The organism is Cupriavidus alkaliphilus (genome assembly GCF_900094595.1).
GTDB classification, from domain to species: Bacteria; Pseudomonadota; Gammaproteobacteria; order Burkholderiales; family Burkholderiaceae; genus Cupriavidus; species Cupriavidus alkaliphilus.
The window spans coordinates 41,741-57,413 of the sequence record NZ_FMAD01000015.1; the positions used below are offsets into that span (position 1 = coordinate 41,741).

The window sequence follows — 15,673 nt, forward strand, 5'->3', positions numbered from 1 at the left end:
CGGCCGGCCAGCATGCCCGCATGCCTGGCGCCTGTTCTGGGGAAAAGTCTATGCAAACAAAGGCGGCGACAGCAGCACGACTTTCCCCTACGCAGTAATACAGAGAGCCCGTTTTGCGCGGCGATGATGGTGCGCACCACCGCCCTGCCGCGGTGCAAGCGCACCAGGCATGAACACATCGCACGGCTAAAGGGCAGTCAGCAGTCCGCGGCCAGCGCGGCGTCGGCCAGCTGGATCGCGTGCAGGTCGGAGAAGTGGACCGCGTACTTCACCAGCTCGGCGCGGCCGCCAACCTGCAGCTTGCGGCGCAGGTGCAGCCGGTGCGTTTCGACGGTGCGCACCGAGGTGCCGAGCCGCTCGGCGATCTCCTTGTTGGAGCGGCCCTCGGCCAGCAGCTTCAGCACCGTGGCTTCCTTCGGCGTGAGCGTGCGGCGCGAGGACGGCGGCGGCTCATCGGTCTGCAGGAAGGCCTGCAGTTCGGCGTTGAGGTAGGTGCCGCCGGCCGCGACGGTGCGGATCGCGGTCACCAACTCATGCGCGGGGGCTTCCTTGAGGACGTAGGCGGCGACGCCGAGGGCAAAGGCGCGCCGCACGTATTCCGGATCCTTGTGCATCGACAGCGCGATCACGCGCACCGACGGGAAGCGTTCGGCGAAGCGCGTGGCAAGCTGCAGGCCGTTGGCATCGGGCATGTGGATGTCGGATACCACCAGGTCCGGGTCGTGCTGTCCGGCCAGGACGACGGCTTCTTCCACGCTCGCCGCCTGGCCCACCACCGTCATTTCCCCGGTGGCCTCCAGGCGCAGGCGGACGCCGTCCAGCACAAACGGATGGTCGTCGACCAGCAGCACACGAAGGATTGGGGTCATGCAGCAGGCCTCCTTGCGGGGGAATGATGGCCCAGGCCGCGTTCTGGCCGGGTCCTGATTGGTACTTCGGGCTCTGGCGGCGGCAAGCGCAGCCGTGCTTCGACACGCGTGCCGTCGGCGCCGCTATGCACCGCAAAGTCGCTGCCTTCCAGGCTTTCGATGCGCTCGCGCATATTGCGCAGGCCGATACCGCCCTTGCCGTCGGCGCGGACCTTGTTGAGGTCGAAGCCATGGCCGTTGTCCTCGATCGTCAGCGCAACATGATGGGCGCCGCCGGCGAGCGTAACCTGTACCCAGCCGGCCTGCGCGTGCGTGAGGGCATTGTTCAGGGCCTCCTGCGCGACCCGGAACAACGCGGTGCGCTGGGCCTGCGACAGCGCCGGCACGGCGCCCTGCTCGGTGAAGCGCAGCTCGACGGCACGCTGCGGCCGCAACTGCTCGACCAGCATGCGCAGCGCGGCGGCCAGTCCCAGGTCGGTCAGCAAGGCCGGATGCAGGCCGTGCGAGACGCGCCGGATTTCGACCAGGGCTTCCTGCAGGCGGCCCAGGCCCTGCGCCAGCAGTGCCTGCGGGGCGTGGCGGCGCGACGGCGGGTGGTCTTTCGCCTGGTTTTGCTCCGGGGCCTTTTCCGTGTCCTGTTCCAGATGAACCTGAGCGGTCTCCAGCAGGTACTTGGACGACACCAGCACCTGCACCACGCCGTCATGCAGCTCGCGTGCCACGCGCGCGCGCTCCTCTTCCTGCGAACTCACCACGCGCCGTGCCAGGCGCCGCAGTTTTTCTCCGGAGATGCGGGAGTTGCGCAGGTTCCAGGCCAGCCCGGCCAGGCTGATCAGCATGACCGAGCCGATCGCGAAGGCCGTAAGCCGTATCTGCGTATCGCGCAGCGTGCGCGCGGCATTGGCATCGAAGGCCGCCAGCTCACGCTCGATGTCGTCCATGTAAAGGCCGGCGCCGATGATCCATCCCCAACTGTCGGCCGTCTTCACATACGACATCTTCGGCGCCTCGGCCCGGGAGGACGGCTTGATCCAGTTGTATCGGACAATGCCGCCGCCGGCGTGCGCCTGGTTGATCAGCATCCTGGCCTGGTCGCTGCCGGTATCGGCCGGATCGCAGAAGTCCACCCCGTCGATTCCCATGCTGCCCGGGTTCAGCAGCACGTTGCCGAAGCGATCGTAGACAAAGAAGTAGCCGTCATTGCCGAAATGCATGCGCGAGAGTGCGGCAAGCACTTGCTGCTGCAGCGCAGCTTCCTCGCCGTTGCCCTGCGCGATGCGCGACAGCGTGGCATGGCCGAGTTCGACGTAGTGGCGCAGCTCCTTTTCCTTGCTGGCCACGTAGACGGCCTGGACCTGTTTGCGGTCCTGCCGGGAATGGCTGACCATCTGGTACGAGACCGCCCAGGTCACCAACAGAAAGACCACCAGCATGAAGGCGGCCGCCAGGGCAACCGTTCTCATGCGGATCGTCACGCTTTGCACGCGCGGGGGCAATTGGATCATCGCGGGGGCCCAGGGGAGCCGGTCATACTCGAGCTGGCGTACCGACTGCAAGGCCGCCGACGAAACACCGAAGCGGCGCTGGCGAGAACGCCGACGCCGCCACGACAAATCGATTCCTCCCAATTCGATTCATCGAAACCGCCCCGTACGCGCGTTCTGGTGCCGCGCTTTGCCGGGTGGTTTCTCGACCCCTGATGCAGCCGGCGAACGGATGGGCTCAACCGATATGCATGAGGAAACCTATGACGTTTTGTGGCAAAAAGCAAGCAGCGTGCCCGAGCACGCGGCCCAGGATGCAAGCGCGACAGAACGTCGATTGGGGCGACTACCGATAACAATGCAGACATGGGCCGCGCGCGCGCAAGGAAATGCACCGGAAATATGTGCTGGCGTACTAAGCCGCGGCCGGAAAGCTGCCAAAGTCCACCGGGCGGATGTTTGCGCCCCACGATTTTCCGTTGCGCCGCATAGAGACTCATGCCTGGAAAACGCTTGCCATCGCCCGACACTGCCACGCGCCGGGCCATGAACCTGACGTTGGCTGCCTGCGCCGTCGTGCTGGCGATGGCCGGCTGCGAACGGGAAGCCGACCGCCGCGCCACGGCGCCGGTGCCGACGGGCACCGCATCGGTGGCGGCGGCGACCAGGCCGGTGCCCGCGCAGGTGCCCACCGAACAGGCGCCGCCCGCACCGCCAGTCCCGGCAGCACCGCCGCGGCCGTGGTTCGACGATATCCTGGACGCCGAAGGCAAGCTGGTGCGGGAAGCCTACGTGGCCATTGCGTCCGATTACAGCAGCGACGAGGCCATCGCCTATCGTTATGGCGCGGCCAATACCAGGCCGGTGGCGACGGCGCCGACCCACTGGCAGCCGGACGACAAGACCTTCTATCCGCACGCCAATCCCTGCTACCAGAAGGAATTCCCGAAGGCGGAGCCGGATTACAACCTGAAGGTCATCTATCAGCTGGGCCAGCTGGATTGCGCGCGCAATGATTACGGCAGCAATATGGGGGATGTCATTTATCGCGCCGATGCGGCGTCGGACCCTGGGGTCACCTCGCTGCTGACGCTGGCCCTGAGTGCCGGGACGATTGCCGAAAAGCCGCAACTGCCGTGGGTTTACGGGCATGTCGCGACCGACCCCCAGCTGAACAATCATGTTGCGGCCAATGGCGGCGTATTGCCCCGGCGCCCGATCGCCATGGGGCGCTGCAGCGAGCACGATTGCGCCCAGGCCCTGATCGCTTTCCAGAACGGCCTGATTGCCTCGGTCGGCAGCAATACCGCCTCGCACTCCGCCGCGGTGAAATTGCCTGCGGGCAAGGTGCCCACGGCGATTGCGATCACGACCAATTCGGAGTTCGCGCTGGTCACGGTATGGGATACCGTGAGCTTCAAGGGCCAGCTGGCCGTGCTGGCGCTGGGCAGCCTGGCCGATGGCAGCAAGGTGGGCGGGCCCTATGACCCCAGCGCAGGCTCGTGGCCAGGCCTTTACCCCGGCCTGCGCAACATATCCAACTTTGTCTTTATCAAGCTGCTGGGCTTTGTCGACCTGCCCGGGATGGTGGCGCCCACGGAGGTATCGGCCGTGACGGATTTTGCCGTGATGCAGGACAACAGCACGCAGGGCTGGCTGATCGACCCGGTCGGCCGCCGCGGCGCCAGCCTGACCATGACCGAGGTAAACCCCGCCACCAGCAGCGTGAACCAGAGGAGCTTCACGCGTGCCGGCATCAACGGCAAGCTGGTGTCACGCGCGGGCGTGGCCGCGGTGATCTCGAAGTCCGAGAAGAAGGTGATTTTCCTGGACCTGAAGCCGCTGTTCGACAAGGTCAACCGGGCCTACTTCGAAGGCAGCCATGCTGCGCTGCAATCGACGCTGGCCAACACCGGCCTTGGCGATGCACAGTGGCCGCCGGTGTTTGCCGTCGACAACTACGCGCCGACCATCGTCAAGTCGGTCCGCCTGCCGCAAAAGCCCACGGCGGTCAGGATCTCGATCCTGCCGGTTCCCGGCCGCGCCTGGGTAGCGACAGAGGAAGGCAAGATCCGCGCGTTCTCCGTGGCGGGGCTGCAGTCCGGCCGCAATCCGGACCCGAGGCTGATCGAGGAGATGCTGAGCGTGCAGGTCGGCAAGAATCCCACCAGCATGAAGCACCATGTCAACGTGGGGCTGGGCAATTCCAACACCCGGCTGTGGGTGGTCTCGCGCGGCGCGCAGAAGATCCAGCTGGTCGACATGGTCGGCCTGACCGTGGAAAAGACGCTGCAGGACTCGCGCATCGTCGATCCCATCGCGGTGGACGAGACGCAGCAGAACCCCTTGCTGACCAGCGTGATCACCATTACGGACTACACCGGCAGGCAGGTGATGAACTACCGCTACGCGCCGATCTCATTGCAAGGCGGCAATACGCCGCTGCAAATGGGCGTCGGCAAGTCGGGCAATGCGCCGTTCGAGTTTGGCGGCGCCTATGACGTGCCCGGCAAGCCGTTCGATTTCACCCAGAGCAATGTTCCCTGAGCGCCCTGCCCGGCTGCCGGCAGGCGGCGCAGTGCCGCCTGCCGTTACGGCGCGCTGAGCAGCACCGCCGCGGCCGGGTCCGGCGGCGCGTTGCCCTCCATCACCATCAGTTGCACCGGTGACGGCGCCTGTGGCGACAGCGTCGATACCACCTCGCGCAGCGGACCGATGGCAGTGCCATTGGCCATGCCGGCCGGGTTGGTCCTGAAGCTGGCCACCGGCGCCTTCTGCGCGCCCACATAGACGCTGTAGCTGGTTTGCGGCTTCAGCTTGAACAGCGAAACTTCCAGCGCGTCGACCACGCCCAGGTTACGCGCCACCACGAAACCCTTGGCCTCGCCGCGGGGCGGCCTGAGCGCGACGTTGACCGGTTCGCTGTTTGCCCGCGGCACAAGGTTGTCGGTGCCGGCTCCGGCGGGCACCGCATTACTGACATAGACCAGCGCCTGTGGCGCCTGGCCCACCGGCACGCGCGCCGCGACGCGGTTGGAGGCGGTGTCGATCACATCCACCGCGTCGCCGTTCTCGAGGCCGACATAGATCCGCGAGCCGTCATCGGCGGCCCAGATGCCATGCGGCAGCGCGCCGACCGGGATGGTCCCGGCCAGCGTGGGCGTGGCGTCGGTGGTGAACACCTTTACCACGTTCTCGCCGCCCACCGTCACGTAGGCGAGCGTGCCGCGGGCGGTGCGGGCAAAGGCCACGTGGTTGGTGATGAAGCCGGTGTCGAACACGCCCTTGACGGTCAGCTTGTCGGTGTCGATGCACGTGACCTTGCCCACGTCCTTGTGCGTCATCCAGACCTCCTTGAAGTCCGGCGTGAATTGCAGGAACGGCGAGAACGGGCTGGCCACGTCCAGCCGCTTCACCACCTTGCGGGCCCTGACGTCGATCACGTCGACCACCGGATTGAAGCTGGACACGACGAACGCAAGCTTGCCCGCCGGATGGAACAGCACCATGCCCGGCCCCGCCGTGGTCGGGATGCGGCGGGTTTCACGGAACGTGGCGGGATCGATGACCGAGATGTAGTCCTCGCCGCGCACCACCACCCATACCTCCTTGCCGTCGGCGGTAAAGAAGCCCTCATGCGGAGAGCGGCCGATATACGCGATGCCCTTGACCCGGTTGGTGGCGGTATCGATGAACGCGACCGAGTTGGAGCCATTGGAGATGGCGATCAGCGTCCGGTGGTCAGGGGAAAAACCCAGGCCGTGTACGTTGAGTTCGCCCTTGTACAGCGGCGACAGCACGTCGGGCCGTGCATTGCCCAGCCGGATCTGGCCCAGCAACCGGTTGCCGGCGGGGTCGATCACCGACACGGTGTTGCTGTTCTGGTCCGCGGTGTACACGCGGTCCTGGGGTTGCGGGGCGGCGCCCGCCAGCGGCGCGCCGAGCGAGATGGCCAGGGCGACAAGTGTTTTCTTCTTCATGGCGGTCATGGAACTGGATGCGGTTGGCTCGGGTGGCGGGATTGGCCTGGTCAGCGCGGCGTGGCCTGGGGCGGCTGCGCCTGGTGGCGCTGCAACCACGCCTGCATCAGCCGTATCTCGTTCTGCTGCTCGGTAATGATGGCCTGGGCCAGGTTGCGCAGCGCCGGATCCTTGCCGTACAGCAGCAACGCCTTGGCCATGTCGATGGCGCCCTGGTGGTGGGGGATCATCATGGCCACGAAGTCATGGTCCGGCACGCCATTGGTCGGCGCCTGGGTCATGCCGTGGTGCATCACGCCCATGGCGTCATCGATCAGGCCCGCGTAGGGCTTTGCGGTGCTGGCCACAAAGGGCGGCGGTGCCGCCGCGTGGGCAGGGTGCTGGTGGGCATTCTCGGCCGGCACGGCAAAGCTGGCGGCCGACAGGCACAGCGCCGCCAGGGCGCGTGCCGCGGTGGCGGCACCATGGCGTGAGGAACTCCGTTGCATCGCGGGTCTCCGGTTGGCCCGGCCTGGCGTGTGCCTGGGCCGGGATGGTTACCTGCGTATACACGCGGGACGCCGGGACTATTCCGTCACGGACGAAAAAAATCTTGGTCAGGGTTCGGAGTTTGATTTGTTTGTCGTGTTTGGCGGGCGTGGCTGTTTCGCCGGCGTAGCCGGCGACTTACTCTTTTGTCCGAGCGACAAAAGAGTAAGCAGAAAAGCGCGTCGCCTAAGCGGCTGGCTAAGGCGGCGTTGGTCGCTCCAGTGGTGGTGACTTGCGGTCAGGTGTGCGGTGGTTCGACTCTGCTGACGCTACCTGGAGGTGCCTGGCGTTCGAGGGCGGATGGACGAACCCGACTTTAGGTCGGTGGCAGCCTGCTGACGACGTTATTGGTGGGACGCCTACGGCTGCGCTGCGCGCGCCCCCAATCTCAGGTCGCGGGCTCGGGCACGGAGTGCGTCGCTGCGCTCGTACCCGTTGTCGCGGAAGAGCCCAAAAGGCATATTTCTCCCGCTGGCTTGCTCCCCTCTCCCGCTTGCGGGAGAGGGGCGGGGGTGAGGGCCGGCGCCCCCACGAAGTCGGCCGCATCAATTCTTGCGTACCTGCATCATCCACGGAATTCGGCGATGAACCAAATTTTTGGCGTCGCGGAGCCTGGGCCGCTACTGGCAAGACCCTGTCATGGCTTCCGCTCCCCCGCGGCCTGGCCCTCCAGGTATGTCAGCACCTGGAACGCCGCCTTCACCCGCTCCGCGACCGGGTAGTTCTTGTTCGCCAGCATCACGATGCCGATGCGTTGCGATGGCACGTAGGCGACATAGGCGCCAAAGCCATTGGTAGATCCGGTCTTGTTGACCAGCATGCCGCTGCGCGCGGCCTGCGGCGGCTCCAGCCGCGCCACCGGGTTGGCCTCGAACACCACCTGCTGCGAACTGCCGGCCAGCACGCTGTCGCGCTGCGCCGGCCAGGCGTACATTTCCCAGGCCAGCCCCTGCACCATGTCGCCGACCTGGAAGTAGCCGGTGCGGGTCGCCGCCAGCGCGCGCCGCAGGGTCTCGTCGAGCCCGGTGCTGTCGATGTTGGCCCTGACGAAGCGCATCATGTCGGCCGACGTGGTCTTCACACCGTAGGCCTCGGCATCCAGCACGCCGGGCGTCACGCGGGTCGGCTTGCCGTCCCTGGCGTAGCCATAGGCATAGTCACCCATGCGCGCTTTCGGCACCGTGATGTAGGTGCTGCGCAGCCCCAGCGCGGGGAACAGGGTCTTCTCCATCAGTACGTCGAACGGCTGCCCCATGCTGCGCGCGGCCAGGAAGCCGAACAGGCCGATGCTGGGATTCGAATATTGCCGGTAGGTCCCCGGGGCGTAGCGGGGGCGCCAGTTGCGGAAATAGTCGACCATCTTGCCGGTATCGGTGACGGCCGCCGGAAACTGCAGCGGCAGCCCGCCGGCCGCATAGGTGCCCAGGTGCAGCAGGCTGGTCGCGCCCACGCTGCTGCCGGCGAGTTCCGGCAGGTACTTCGCCGCATTGTCGGCCAGCGACAGGTCGCCGCGGGCCTGCGCATAAGCGGCCAGCGTCGCGGTGAAGGTCTTGCTGACCGAGCCGATCTCGAACAGCGTGTCGGCGTCGACCTTGCGGCCATCGGATTTGTCGGCCACGCCGTAGTGGAAGTCGTACTGCTTGCCGCCAACCGTAACGGCCACGGCCATGCCCGGCACGTCGTGCGCCTGCATCACCGGCTGGACCGCAGCATCGACGACGCGCTTGAGCGCACCGGCATCGACGCCGGCATGGGCACTGGCGCCGCAAAGCAGCGCCGCAGCGGCGGCAATGCCCTGCATTGCCCTTTGAAGAATTTTGTTCATATCAGATCGTCGAGACCGTGGTGTGCCGGAAAATCAGCGTAGCCGGCGCAGCGAAATAAACGAGACTTTACCGGGTCCCTGGCCTGGCCCCGGGGAAATCGGTGTCCGATGACCGCTCCCGATCGGTCCGCCAGTCATCGTTCTGTCATCCACCCCCGCCAGAATGCGCAGGTCATTCAAGTCAGGGGAGTCGACATGACGCACGCAATTGAAGTCCGCGGGCTGAGCAAATCGTTCCGTGCGGACCGCAAGGCGCTTGACGATGTCACGCTGCAGGTCGCACCGGGCGAGATGGTCGCCCTGCTGGGCGCATCCGGATCCGGCAAGTCTACGCTGCTGCGCCACGTGGCCGGCTTCGTCACCGGCGACGCCGGCGCCGGCGAGATCCTGGTCAACGGCCGCCACGTGCAGCGCAACGGCCGGCTGGCGGGCAACGTACGCCAGGTGCGGCGCGAGATCGGTTTCGTGTTCCAGCAGTTCAACCTGGTGGGCCGCCTGCCGGTGATCACCAATGTGCTGGTCGGCATGCTGTCGCGCGTACCGAAGTGGCGCGGCCTGCTGCGCGTGTTCAAGGCCGATGAAATCCGCAGCGGGCTCGATGCCCTTGCGCAAGTTGGTATAGACGACTATGCCTTTCAGCGGGCTTCGACGCTGTCGGGCGGCCAGCAGCAGCGCGCCGCGATTGCGCGCACGCTGGTGCAGAACGCCAGCGTGATCCTGGCCGACGAGCCGATCGCCTCGCTCGACCCGGAATCGTCGCGCCGCGTGATGTCGCTGCTCAGGCAGATCAACCGCACCCGCAAGGTGGCGGTGGTGGTGTCGCTGCACCAGGTGGACGTGGCCATGCGCTACTGCCCGCGGGTGGTCGCGCTGCGCCACGGCAAGGTGGTCTATGACGGCCCGTCGGCGGCGCTGACGCCGGCCATGCTGCGCGACCTCTACGGCACCGAAGCCGACGAACTGCTGCGCGATGCCGTGCCTGAAGACGACGACGCCACCGCGCCCATGCCGGCGCCGGCGCTGGTCACGATGAACCTGGCCGCCGCCTGAGCGGTTGCCGCAGACCCATTCACCCCAAACCGCATTCCACCGGAGTTGCCCATGCTTCGCAGAACCTTCATCGCCGTCGCGGCCTCGGCCGCGGTTGCCCTGCCCGCCCTGCCCGCCTTTGCCCAGGAGGCCAGGAGCCTGAGCATCGGCTTTATCTCGACCGAATCGTCGTCGAACCTGAAGACCGCGTGGCAGCCGCTGATCGACGACCTGAGCAAGACCCTGGGCGTGCCCGTCAAGCCGTTCTTCGCCTCCGACTATGCCGGCATCATCGAAGGCATGCGCTTCAACAAGGTGCAGATCGCCTGGTTCGGCAACAAGTCGGCCATGGAGGCGGTGGACCGTGCCAGCGGCGAAGTATTTGCGTCGGTGATCGACAAGGACGGCAACCCGGGCTACTGGTCGGTGCTGGTGGTCAACAAGGACAGCGACCTGAAGAGCGTCGAGGACGTGATCAAGCGCGGCAAGGACCTGACCTATGGCGCCGGCGACCCGAACTCCACCTCGGGTACGGCGGTGCCGGGCTTCTACCTGTGGAACGCCAACAAGGTCGAGCCGAAGACGCTGTTCAAGGCCGTGCGCATCGGCAACCATGAGACCAACCTGCTGTCGGTGCTGAACAAGCAGGTCGACGTGGCCGTCAACAACACCGAGAACATGGAGCGCTACCGCATCAACACGGGCAAGAACGCCTATGACCAGGTGCGCGTGCTGTGGAAGTCGCCGCTGATCCCGGCCGACCCGATGGTTTACCGCAAGGACCTGGCGCCCGAACTGAAGAAGAAGATCCAGACCTTCTTCGTCAGCTACGGCAAGGGCACCGACGCGGCGCGCGAGAAGCAGGTGCTGGCGGGCCTGACTTACCAGGGCTTCCGCGCCTCGAACGATGCGCAGCTGGTGCCGATCCGCCAGATCGAGCTGGCGCGCGAAAAGGCCAAGATCGAATCGGATACCACGCTGGCCGCCGCCGACAAGGAAAAGCGCCTGTCCGACGTGACCCGCCGCCTGGCTGAGCTGGACAAGGCCGCCGGCAGCGCCAGCAGCACGCAGTAATCCGATCGCCACTGCCACACTGTTCATCCTGTCTCACCGAGGCCGGCGGTCCGTCGCCGCCCGCCTCGCCCCGCATTCCCATTCCCCGTTGCATCCGGACCGTTCCATGACAGTCACCGCCACGCCTGGCCTGCCTCCCTCGCCCCAAAGCCATGTGCGCCCGCCGCGCACATCCCTTGCCGTGCCGCTGACCTGGGCAGTGCTGCTGGCCATGCTGGCCCTCTCGTGGCAAGGCGCCGACATGCGCCCGCTCGACCTGCTGCGCGATTCCGACAACATGGCCAGGTTCGCGGCGGATTTCTTCCCGCCCGGTTTCCGCGACTGGCGCCATTACCTGGACGAGATGCTGGTCACCGTGCAGATCGCGCTATGGGGCACGGCACTGGCCGTGGTGATGGCGGTGCCGCTGGGGCTGCTGTGCTCGGCCAACATCGTGCCAGCCTGGGTCTACCAGCCCGCGCGCCGCGTCATGGACGCGTGCCGCGCCATCAATGAAATGGTGTTCGCCATGCTGTTCATCGTCGCCGTCGGACTGGGCCCGTTCGCCGGCGTGCTGGCGATCTGGATCCATACCACCGGCGTGCTGGCCAAGCTGTTTGCCGAAGCCGTCGAAGCCATCGACCCGCGCCCGGTCGAAGGCGTGCGCGCCACCGGCGCCGGCCCGGTCGCGGAGATCGTCTACGGCGTGATTCCGCAGGTGCTGCCGCTGTGGCTGTCGTTCGCGCTGTACCGCTTCGAATCCAACGTGCGCTCGGCGTCGGTGGTGGGCATCGTCGGCGCCGGCGGCATCGGCACCGTGCTGTGGGAAATCATCCGCAGCTTCCAGTACGGGCAGACCTGTGCCGTGATGATCATCATCATCGTGTTCGTCTCGGCCATCGACATCTTGTCGGCCCAGATCCGCAAGGTGCTGGTCTGAACACCATGCCGACCGCCGAAGTTTCGCTGGCGCTGCGCGAAGTGCGCGGCTCCGACGCGGAGCTGCTGCACCTGTCCGCGCTGCTGGCCGCGATGGACGGCGAGGCGCCGCTGCCGCTCGCCACCATGCGCGAGCGCTATGCGACCATGCGACGCTACCCGGACTACCGCTGCTACATGATGGTGGGCGCCGATGAGGTGCCACTGGGCACCTTCAGCCTGCTGGTGTTCCCGGTGATGGTCCACGACGGGCGCCCCGAGGCGATTGTCGAAGCGGTGGTGGTGGCGCCGGCCGCGCGCGGCATGGGCATCGGCAAGGCCATGATGCGCGAGGCGATGCGCCTGGCGCGCGAGGCCGGTGCGGCCAAGCTGGCGCTGTCATCCAATGCGCGACGCCTGCGCGCCCACCAGTTCTATCGCCGGCTCGGCTTTACCGAGCACGGCATCAGCTTCAGCATCGAGCTCTGAACTCAGGCCTGGCGTGCCGCTGCAGGTGAGGCGCCCGGCGCCGCACCCACCAGTTGCGCCAGCGCCGCCACCGCGCTCTCCAGCCCGCCGCTGTTGTCGATCTCGACCAGCCGGCATCCCGCCGGCACGGCGAACGCCTGCCGTGCGCGGGCCAGCCGCCTGGCAATCGCGTCTTCCGCTTCGCGTCCGCGCTGGCGCAGCCGCGCGGCCAGCACCTCGGGCTGCACCCGTACGTGCACCGCGCACAGCCTGGGGTAGCGTGCCACCGCCTGGGGCAGGTACTCGCGCGAGCCGTTGACGATCACCGTCAGGCCGCGCGCCAGCCACTGCTCGATCTCGATGCCGATGCCGTAGTGCAGGCCGTGGCTGTGCCAGTCCAGCGCCAGGCAGCCCAGCGCCCGGCGGCGGTGGAATTCCTCGGGCGTCAGCGCCACCGAGGCCTCGTTGGCGTCGGCGGCGCGGGTGATGTAGCGATGCGCGATGACGATGCGGTGATCGGCGCCCAGGCGCTCGCGCAGCGCGCGCAGCAGCGAGTCCTTGCCGCTGCCGGACGGTCCCATCAGGTAAAACAGGCCGTCTCCGTCGGCCACGGTCGCGGCGCTCATGTGCTCAGGTACGCCGCGCCGGCGCCGTCCGCGGTGCTGCCGTCGAAGCCGTAATGGCGGGCGACGACAAAATCCTCGCCCGCGGCGGGCTGCACGAAGACGCTGATGCGGTCCACATGCAACGGCGATTGCAGCAGCTTGCCGCTGGCTGCTTCCAGTTGCGCGATCGCGGCGCGCTGGCTGGCGACGTCGAGCATGCCAGTCAGGGTGATATGGAACACGAAGGTGCCGAACACATACGGATAGCCCCACGCGTCGAGCATGCGGCGCTCTTCATTGCTCAACTGGTCCGGCGCGCGCCTGGCCAGGTCTTGTGCCGAAGGCGGCGCGCGCAAGGGGTCGAAAGCCTGCACGCAGGCATCGGCCAGCGCCTGCATCGGCGGCGAGCCGCCATCCGCGAGCGTCCACGCGATAAAACCCCGCAGCGCGCGCAGCGCCAGCGCTGCATCGAACGGCGTTTGCCGGCGCGCAAGAGCCCGCGCGGCGGCATCGACCATCGCCCCACTGGCGCCATCGGCAAGCCTGAACGGCGGCTTCAGGGTGGCATGCAGGCCGTAGTGGGCCGACGCCTTGATCCAATCCGCCGGCGCGGGGGGCATGTCGCCGGGCGGAGGCAGCGTGGCGCCGGTGTCGGCGTCGCGCCCCAGCCAATGTTTGCCGAAGGTGCCTAGCGGGCCGGATGGCGACAGGTAGATGGCGTAGCGGTACGCGGCTTGAGTCATGCGGCAAGGTTACCAGCGGCATCACGCGCGCGCAGGCGCAGGCTGCCCCGGTTTGGTGGGGTTGACCGCAGACAGTAGCGCAGGCAGATGACAGCCGGATGTCTAGACCAATCCCGCGCGGCCGCCTCAGTCACGGTCGGACACCGTCAGCTGCACCCAGTCGCCGGCGAAGCGCACCACGCTGTACTGCACCGGGTTGCCGTCGATATCGACGTTCAGCGCCTCGACCTGCAGCACCGGGCGCGTCTTGGGCTGGTTCAGCATCCGCGCCACCGGCGCGCTCGGCATCGTCGCGGTAATGCGCGACCACTTGCGCGTGTAATCGGCAATGCCGTAGTGCGCCAGCGCGCGCGATACGGATTGCCTGGCGCGCAGCACCTCGTCGATGCCGGGAAAGCGCTTGAGGTCGAAGTAGTGCTCGGCCACGTCGATGGTGCGGTCCTCGGCCTTGCCGATCATCTGCGCATGGAGCAGCTCGGCGGTGCGTGCCAGCCCCAGCTGCCTGGCCACGTCCGGCGCGCGCACCACCTGGCTGGCGACCACTTCGGTATGGCCGCGCACGCCCTGCGCCGCCAGGTTCTGCGAGAAGCGCGTGCGGCGCCCGATGGCGTAGTCGATCGCGTGCTCCTGCACGAAGGTGCCGCGGCCCTGCTCGATGCGCACCAGCCCGCTCAGTTCCAGCTCGCCCATGGCGCGGCGGATGGTGTGGCGGTTCACGGCGAAGCGGTTGGCGAGCTCCGGCTCCGGCGGCAATTGCTCGCCCGGCAGGTACAGCTTCTTGCGGATGTCGTCCGCCAGCGCCTCGCCAATCTGGCGCCACACCGCGACGCCCGAACCCCGTTCCACTTCTCGATCAGACATCTTGCGCTGTCCTCTTGTCATCAAGCGTTAACCCATGTCGTGCGATTGTGCCTGAGTCATGCCGCGCTGGCAGCGTGCCCGAGCAATCCCCTGCCCCGTCATGAAACGTTCATTTGGCTGTGGTCTAGTAGCTGCGTGTTCCAGCAACGACATCTAAACGTATAGACGTATAGGGGTGATGATGCAAAGCGAAACCGCGCGGCCCGAGGCGCCCGCAGCCCATGCTGCCCGCGCCGCCTGGCTGCGGATCCTGGCGACCGCGCCAGACGAAGCGCTCGACGGCGCCTACCAACGGCTTGCGCAAGCGCAGGCCCTGCCCCCCTACCGGCTGCTGCGCAAGCCCGAGGCCGGCATGGCCATGGTGCGGGGCCGTGCCGGCGGCACCGGGGCCCAGTTCAATCTTGGGGAAATCACGGTGACGCGCTGCGCGGTCGTGCTCGAGGCTGACGGCGCCGATGTTGCCGGAGCTGCTGCCGCGGGCATCGCCTATGTCCAGGGCCGCAGCGAGCGCCATGCCGAGCAGGCCGCGGTGCTGGACGCGCTGCTGCAGCGTCCGGCCTGGCACCAGCGCGTGCAGGACCTGGTGCTCGCGCCGCTGGCCGAGGCCCACGCCCGCCGCGTCGCGCACGCCGCGGCCACGGCCGCGCAGACGCGCGTCGAGTTCTTCACCATGGTCCGCGGAGAAGACTGAGATGGACACCACCCAAACGATGCTATCCACGCCGGCCGCCGCGCTGCTGCCCGGCTTCGACGATCCGGTCGACGATGCCCAGCAGGTGTTCCGCGCCGCGCTGCAGGCGTTTGCCCACCCGGGCCAGCTGCAGGCGCTGCCGGCCCGCAGCGGCTTGCCCGAGGGTATGTCGCCGGCGCTGGCCGCGCTGCTGCTGACGCTGGCCGATGCCGATACGCCGGTCTGGCTGCCCGCCGCCGTGCCGGCCGCGGCGCGTGCCTTCCTGCGCTTTCACTGCGGCTGCCGGCTGACGGATGATCCCGGCGCCGCCGCCTTCGTCTGCGTGCCGGCCGGCCATGCCATGCCGGCGCTCACGGACTGCGCGCAGGGCGACCCGGCCTTCCCTGACCGCTCGGCCACGGTGCTGATGGAAGTGGCCTCGCTCGCCGACGGCGACACCCTGACGCTGCGCGGTCCCGGCATCGAGCACACCCAAGTGCTGCGCGTTACCGGCCTGCCCGCGGACTTTCGCGCGGCCTGGCGCGCCAACAACGCCGGCTTACCGCTCGGCGTGGACCTGCTGCTGTGCAGCGGCGACCGGTTCTGCGCGCTGACGCGCACCACCATCGTGGAGGACTGA

At 67.5% G+C, this 15,673-nt stretch carries 15 protein-coding genes; 7 read left to right on the forward strand and 8 right to left on the reverse strand.

The features are described 5' to 3' along the window. Positions 1-197: 197 nt before the first annotated feature. Positions 198-869 carry a response regulator gene (locus GA0116996_RS24765; RefSeq protein WP_092316880.1) on the reverse strand — a complete coding sequence of 224 codons (672 nt, stop codon included), beginning with the start codon at positions 867-869 and terminating at the stop codon, positions 198-200. Beyond that, positions 866-2,332, reverse strand: coding sequence for a cache domain-containing protein (locus GA0116996_RS24770; protein WP_244159980.1), 1,467 nt, complete (start codon positions 2,330-2,332; stop codon positions 866-868). The genes GA0116996_RS24765 and GA0116996_RS24770 overlap by 4 nt, the downstream gene beginning before the upstream one ends. Positions 2,333-2,899: 567 nt before the next feature. Between GA0116996_RS24770 and GA0116996_RS24775 the strand changes: the two genes are divergently transcribed. Beyond that, a complete protein-coding gene (locus GA0116996_RS24775; protein WP_244159982.1) occupies positions 2,900-4,900 on the forward strand; it encodes a hypothetical protein in 2,001 nt (666 codons plus the stop codon). Positions 4,901-4,944: 44 nt separating this feature from the next. Here GA0116996_RS24775 and GA0116996_RS24780 read toward each other — a convergent pair whose 3' ends face one another. The 3 genes from GA0116996_RS24780 to ampC all read right to left on the reverse strand — a co-directional run bounded on the left by GA0116996_RS24780 (position 4,945) and on the right by ampC (position 8,686). Then, positions 4,945-6,333 carry a YncE family protein gene (locus tag GA0116996_RS24780; RefSeq protein WP_092317151.1) on the reverse strand — a complete coding sequence of 463 codons (1,389 nt, stop codon included), beginning with the start codon at positions 6,331-6,333 and terminating at the stop codon, positions 4,945-4,947. 50 nt (positions 6,334-6,383) lie between these two features. Beyond that, positions 6,384-6,821, reverse strand: a complete 438-nt coding sequence (copM, locus tag GA0116996_RS24785; RefSeq protein ID WP_092316891.1) for a CopM family metallochaperone — start codon at positions 6,819-6,821, stop codon at positions 6,384-6,386. A 677-nt stretch (positions 6,822-7,498) separates the two neighbouring features. Further along, positions 7,499-8,686 carry a class C beta-lactamase gene (gene ampC, locus GA0116996_RS24795; RefSeq protein ID WP_092316894.1) on the reverse strand — a complete coding sequence of 396 codons (1,188 nt, stop codon included), beginning with the start codon at positions 8,684-8,686 and terminating at the stop codon, positions 7,499-7,501. A 195-nt stretch (positions 8,687-8,881) separates the two neighbouring features. Between ampC and phnC the strand changes: the two genes are divergently transcribed. The 4 genes from phnC to GA0116996_RS24815 all read left to right on the forward strand — a co-directional run bounded on the left by phnC (position 8,882) and on the right by GA0116996_RS24815 (position 12,175). After that, positions 8,882-9,736 carry a phosphonate ABC transporter ATP-binding protein gene (gene phnC / locus GA0116996_RS24800; RefSeq protein ID WP_092316897.1) on the forward strand — a complete coding sequence of 285 codons (855 nt, stop codon included), beginning with the start codon at positions 8,882-8,884 and terminating at the stop codon, positions 9,734-9,736. A gap of 51 nt (positions 9,737-9,787) precedes the next feature. Then, positions 9,788-10,789 carry a phosphonate ABC transporter substrate-binding protein gene (phnD, locus tag GA0116996_RS24805; protein WP_092316899.1) on the forward strand — a complete coding sequence of 334 codons (1,002 nt, stop codon included), beginning with the start codon at positions 9,788-9,790 and terminating at the stop codon, positions 10,787-10,789. A gap of 106 nt (positions 10,790-10,895) precedes the next feature. Further along, positions 10,896-11,708 (forward strand): phosphonate ABC transporter, permease protein PhnE, encoded by an 813-nt coding sequence (phnE, locus tag GA0116996_RS24810; RefSeq protein ID WP_092316902.1) that lies wholly within the window; start codon positions 10,896-10,898, stop codon positions 11,706-11,708. A 5-nt stretch (positions 11,709-11,713) separates the two neighbouring features. Beyond that, positions 11,714-12,175, forward strand: a complete 462-nt coding sequence (locus GA0116996_RS24815) for a GNAT family N-acetyltransferase (protein ID WP_092316905.1) — start codon at positions 11,714-11,716, stop codon at positions 12,173-12,175. 2 nt (positions 12,176-12,177) lie between these two features. On the opposite strand, the gene phnN is transcribed toward GA0116996_RS24815, so the two are convergent. The 3 genes from phnN to phnF all read right to left on the reverse strand — a co-directional run bounded on the left by phnN (position 12,178) and on the right by phnF (position 14,363). Next, positions 12,178-12,780 (reverse strand): phosphonate metabolism protein/1,5-bisphosphokinase (PRPP-forming) PhnN, encoded by a 603-nt coding sequence (gene phnN / locus GA0116996_RS24820; RefSeq protein ID WP_092316908.1) that lies wholly within the window; start codon positions 12,778-12,780, stop codon positions 12,178-12,180. Further along, positions 12,777-13,502 (reverse strand): DUF1045 domain-containing protein, encoded by a 726-nt coding sequence (locus tag GA0116996_RS24825; RefSeq protein WP_092316911.1) that lies wholly within the window; start codon positions 13,500-13,502, stop codon positions 12,777-12,779. Before GA0116996_RS24825 ends, phnN begins: the two co-directional genes overlap by 4 nt. 126 nt (positions 13,503-13,628) lie before the next feature. Next, positions 13,629-14,363: a phosphonate metabolism transcriptional regulator PhnF gene (phnF, locus tag GA0116996_RS24830; RefSeq protein WP_092316914.1), complete on the reverse strand. Its 735-nt coding sequence runs from the start codon at positions 14,361-14,363 to the stop codon at positions 13,629-13,631. A 178-nt stretch (positions 14,364-14,541) separates the two neighbouring features. Here phnF and phnG point away from each other — a divergent pair, with 178 nt between their 5' ends. Continuing rightward, positions 14,542-15,054, forward strand: coding sequence for a phosphonate C-P lyase system protein PhnG (phnG, locus tag GA0116996_RS24835; RefSeq protein ID WP_092316917.1), 513 nt, complete (start codon positions 14,542-14,544; stop codon positions 15,052-15,054). A 1-nt stretch (position 15,055) separates the two neighbouring features. After that, positions 15,056-15,673 carry a phosphonate C-P lyase system protein PhnH gene (gene phnH, locus GA0116996_RS24840; protein ID WP_092316920.1) on the forward strand — a complete coding sequence of 206 codons (618 nt, stop codon included), beginning with the start codon at positions 15,056-15,058 and terminating at the stop codon, positions 15,671-15,673.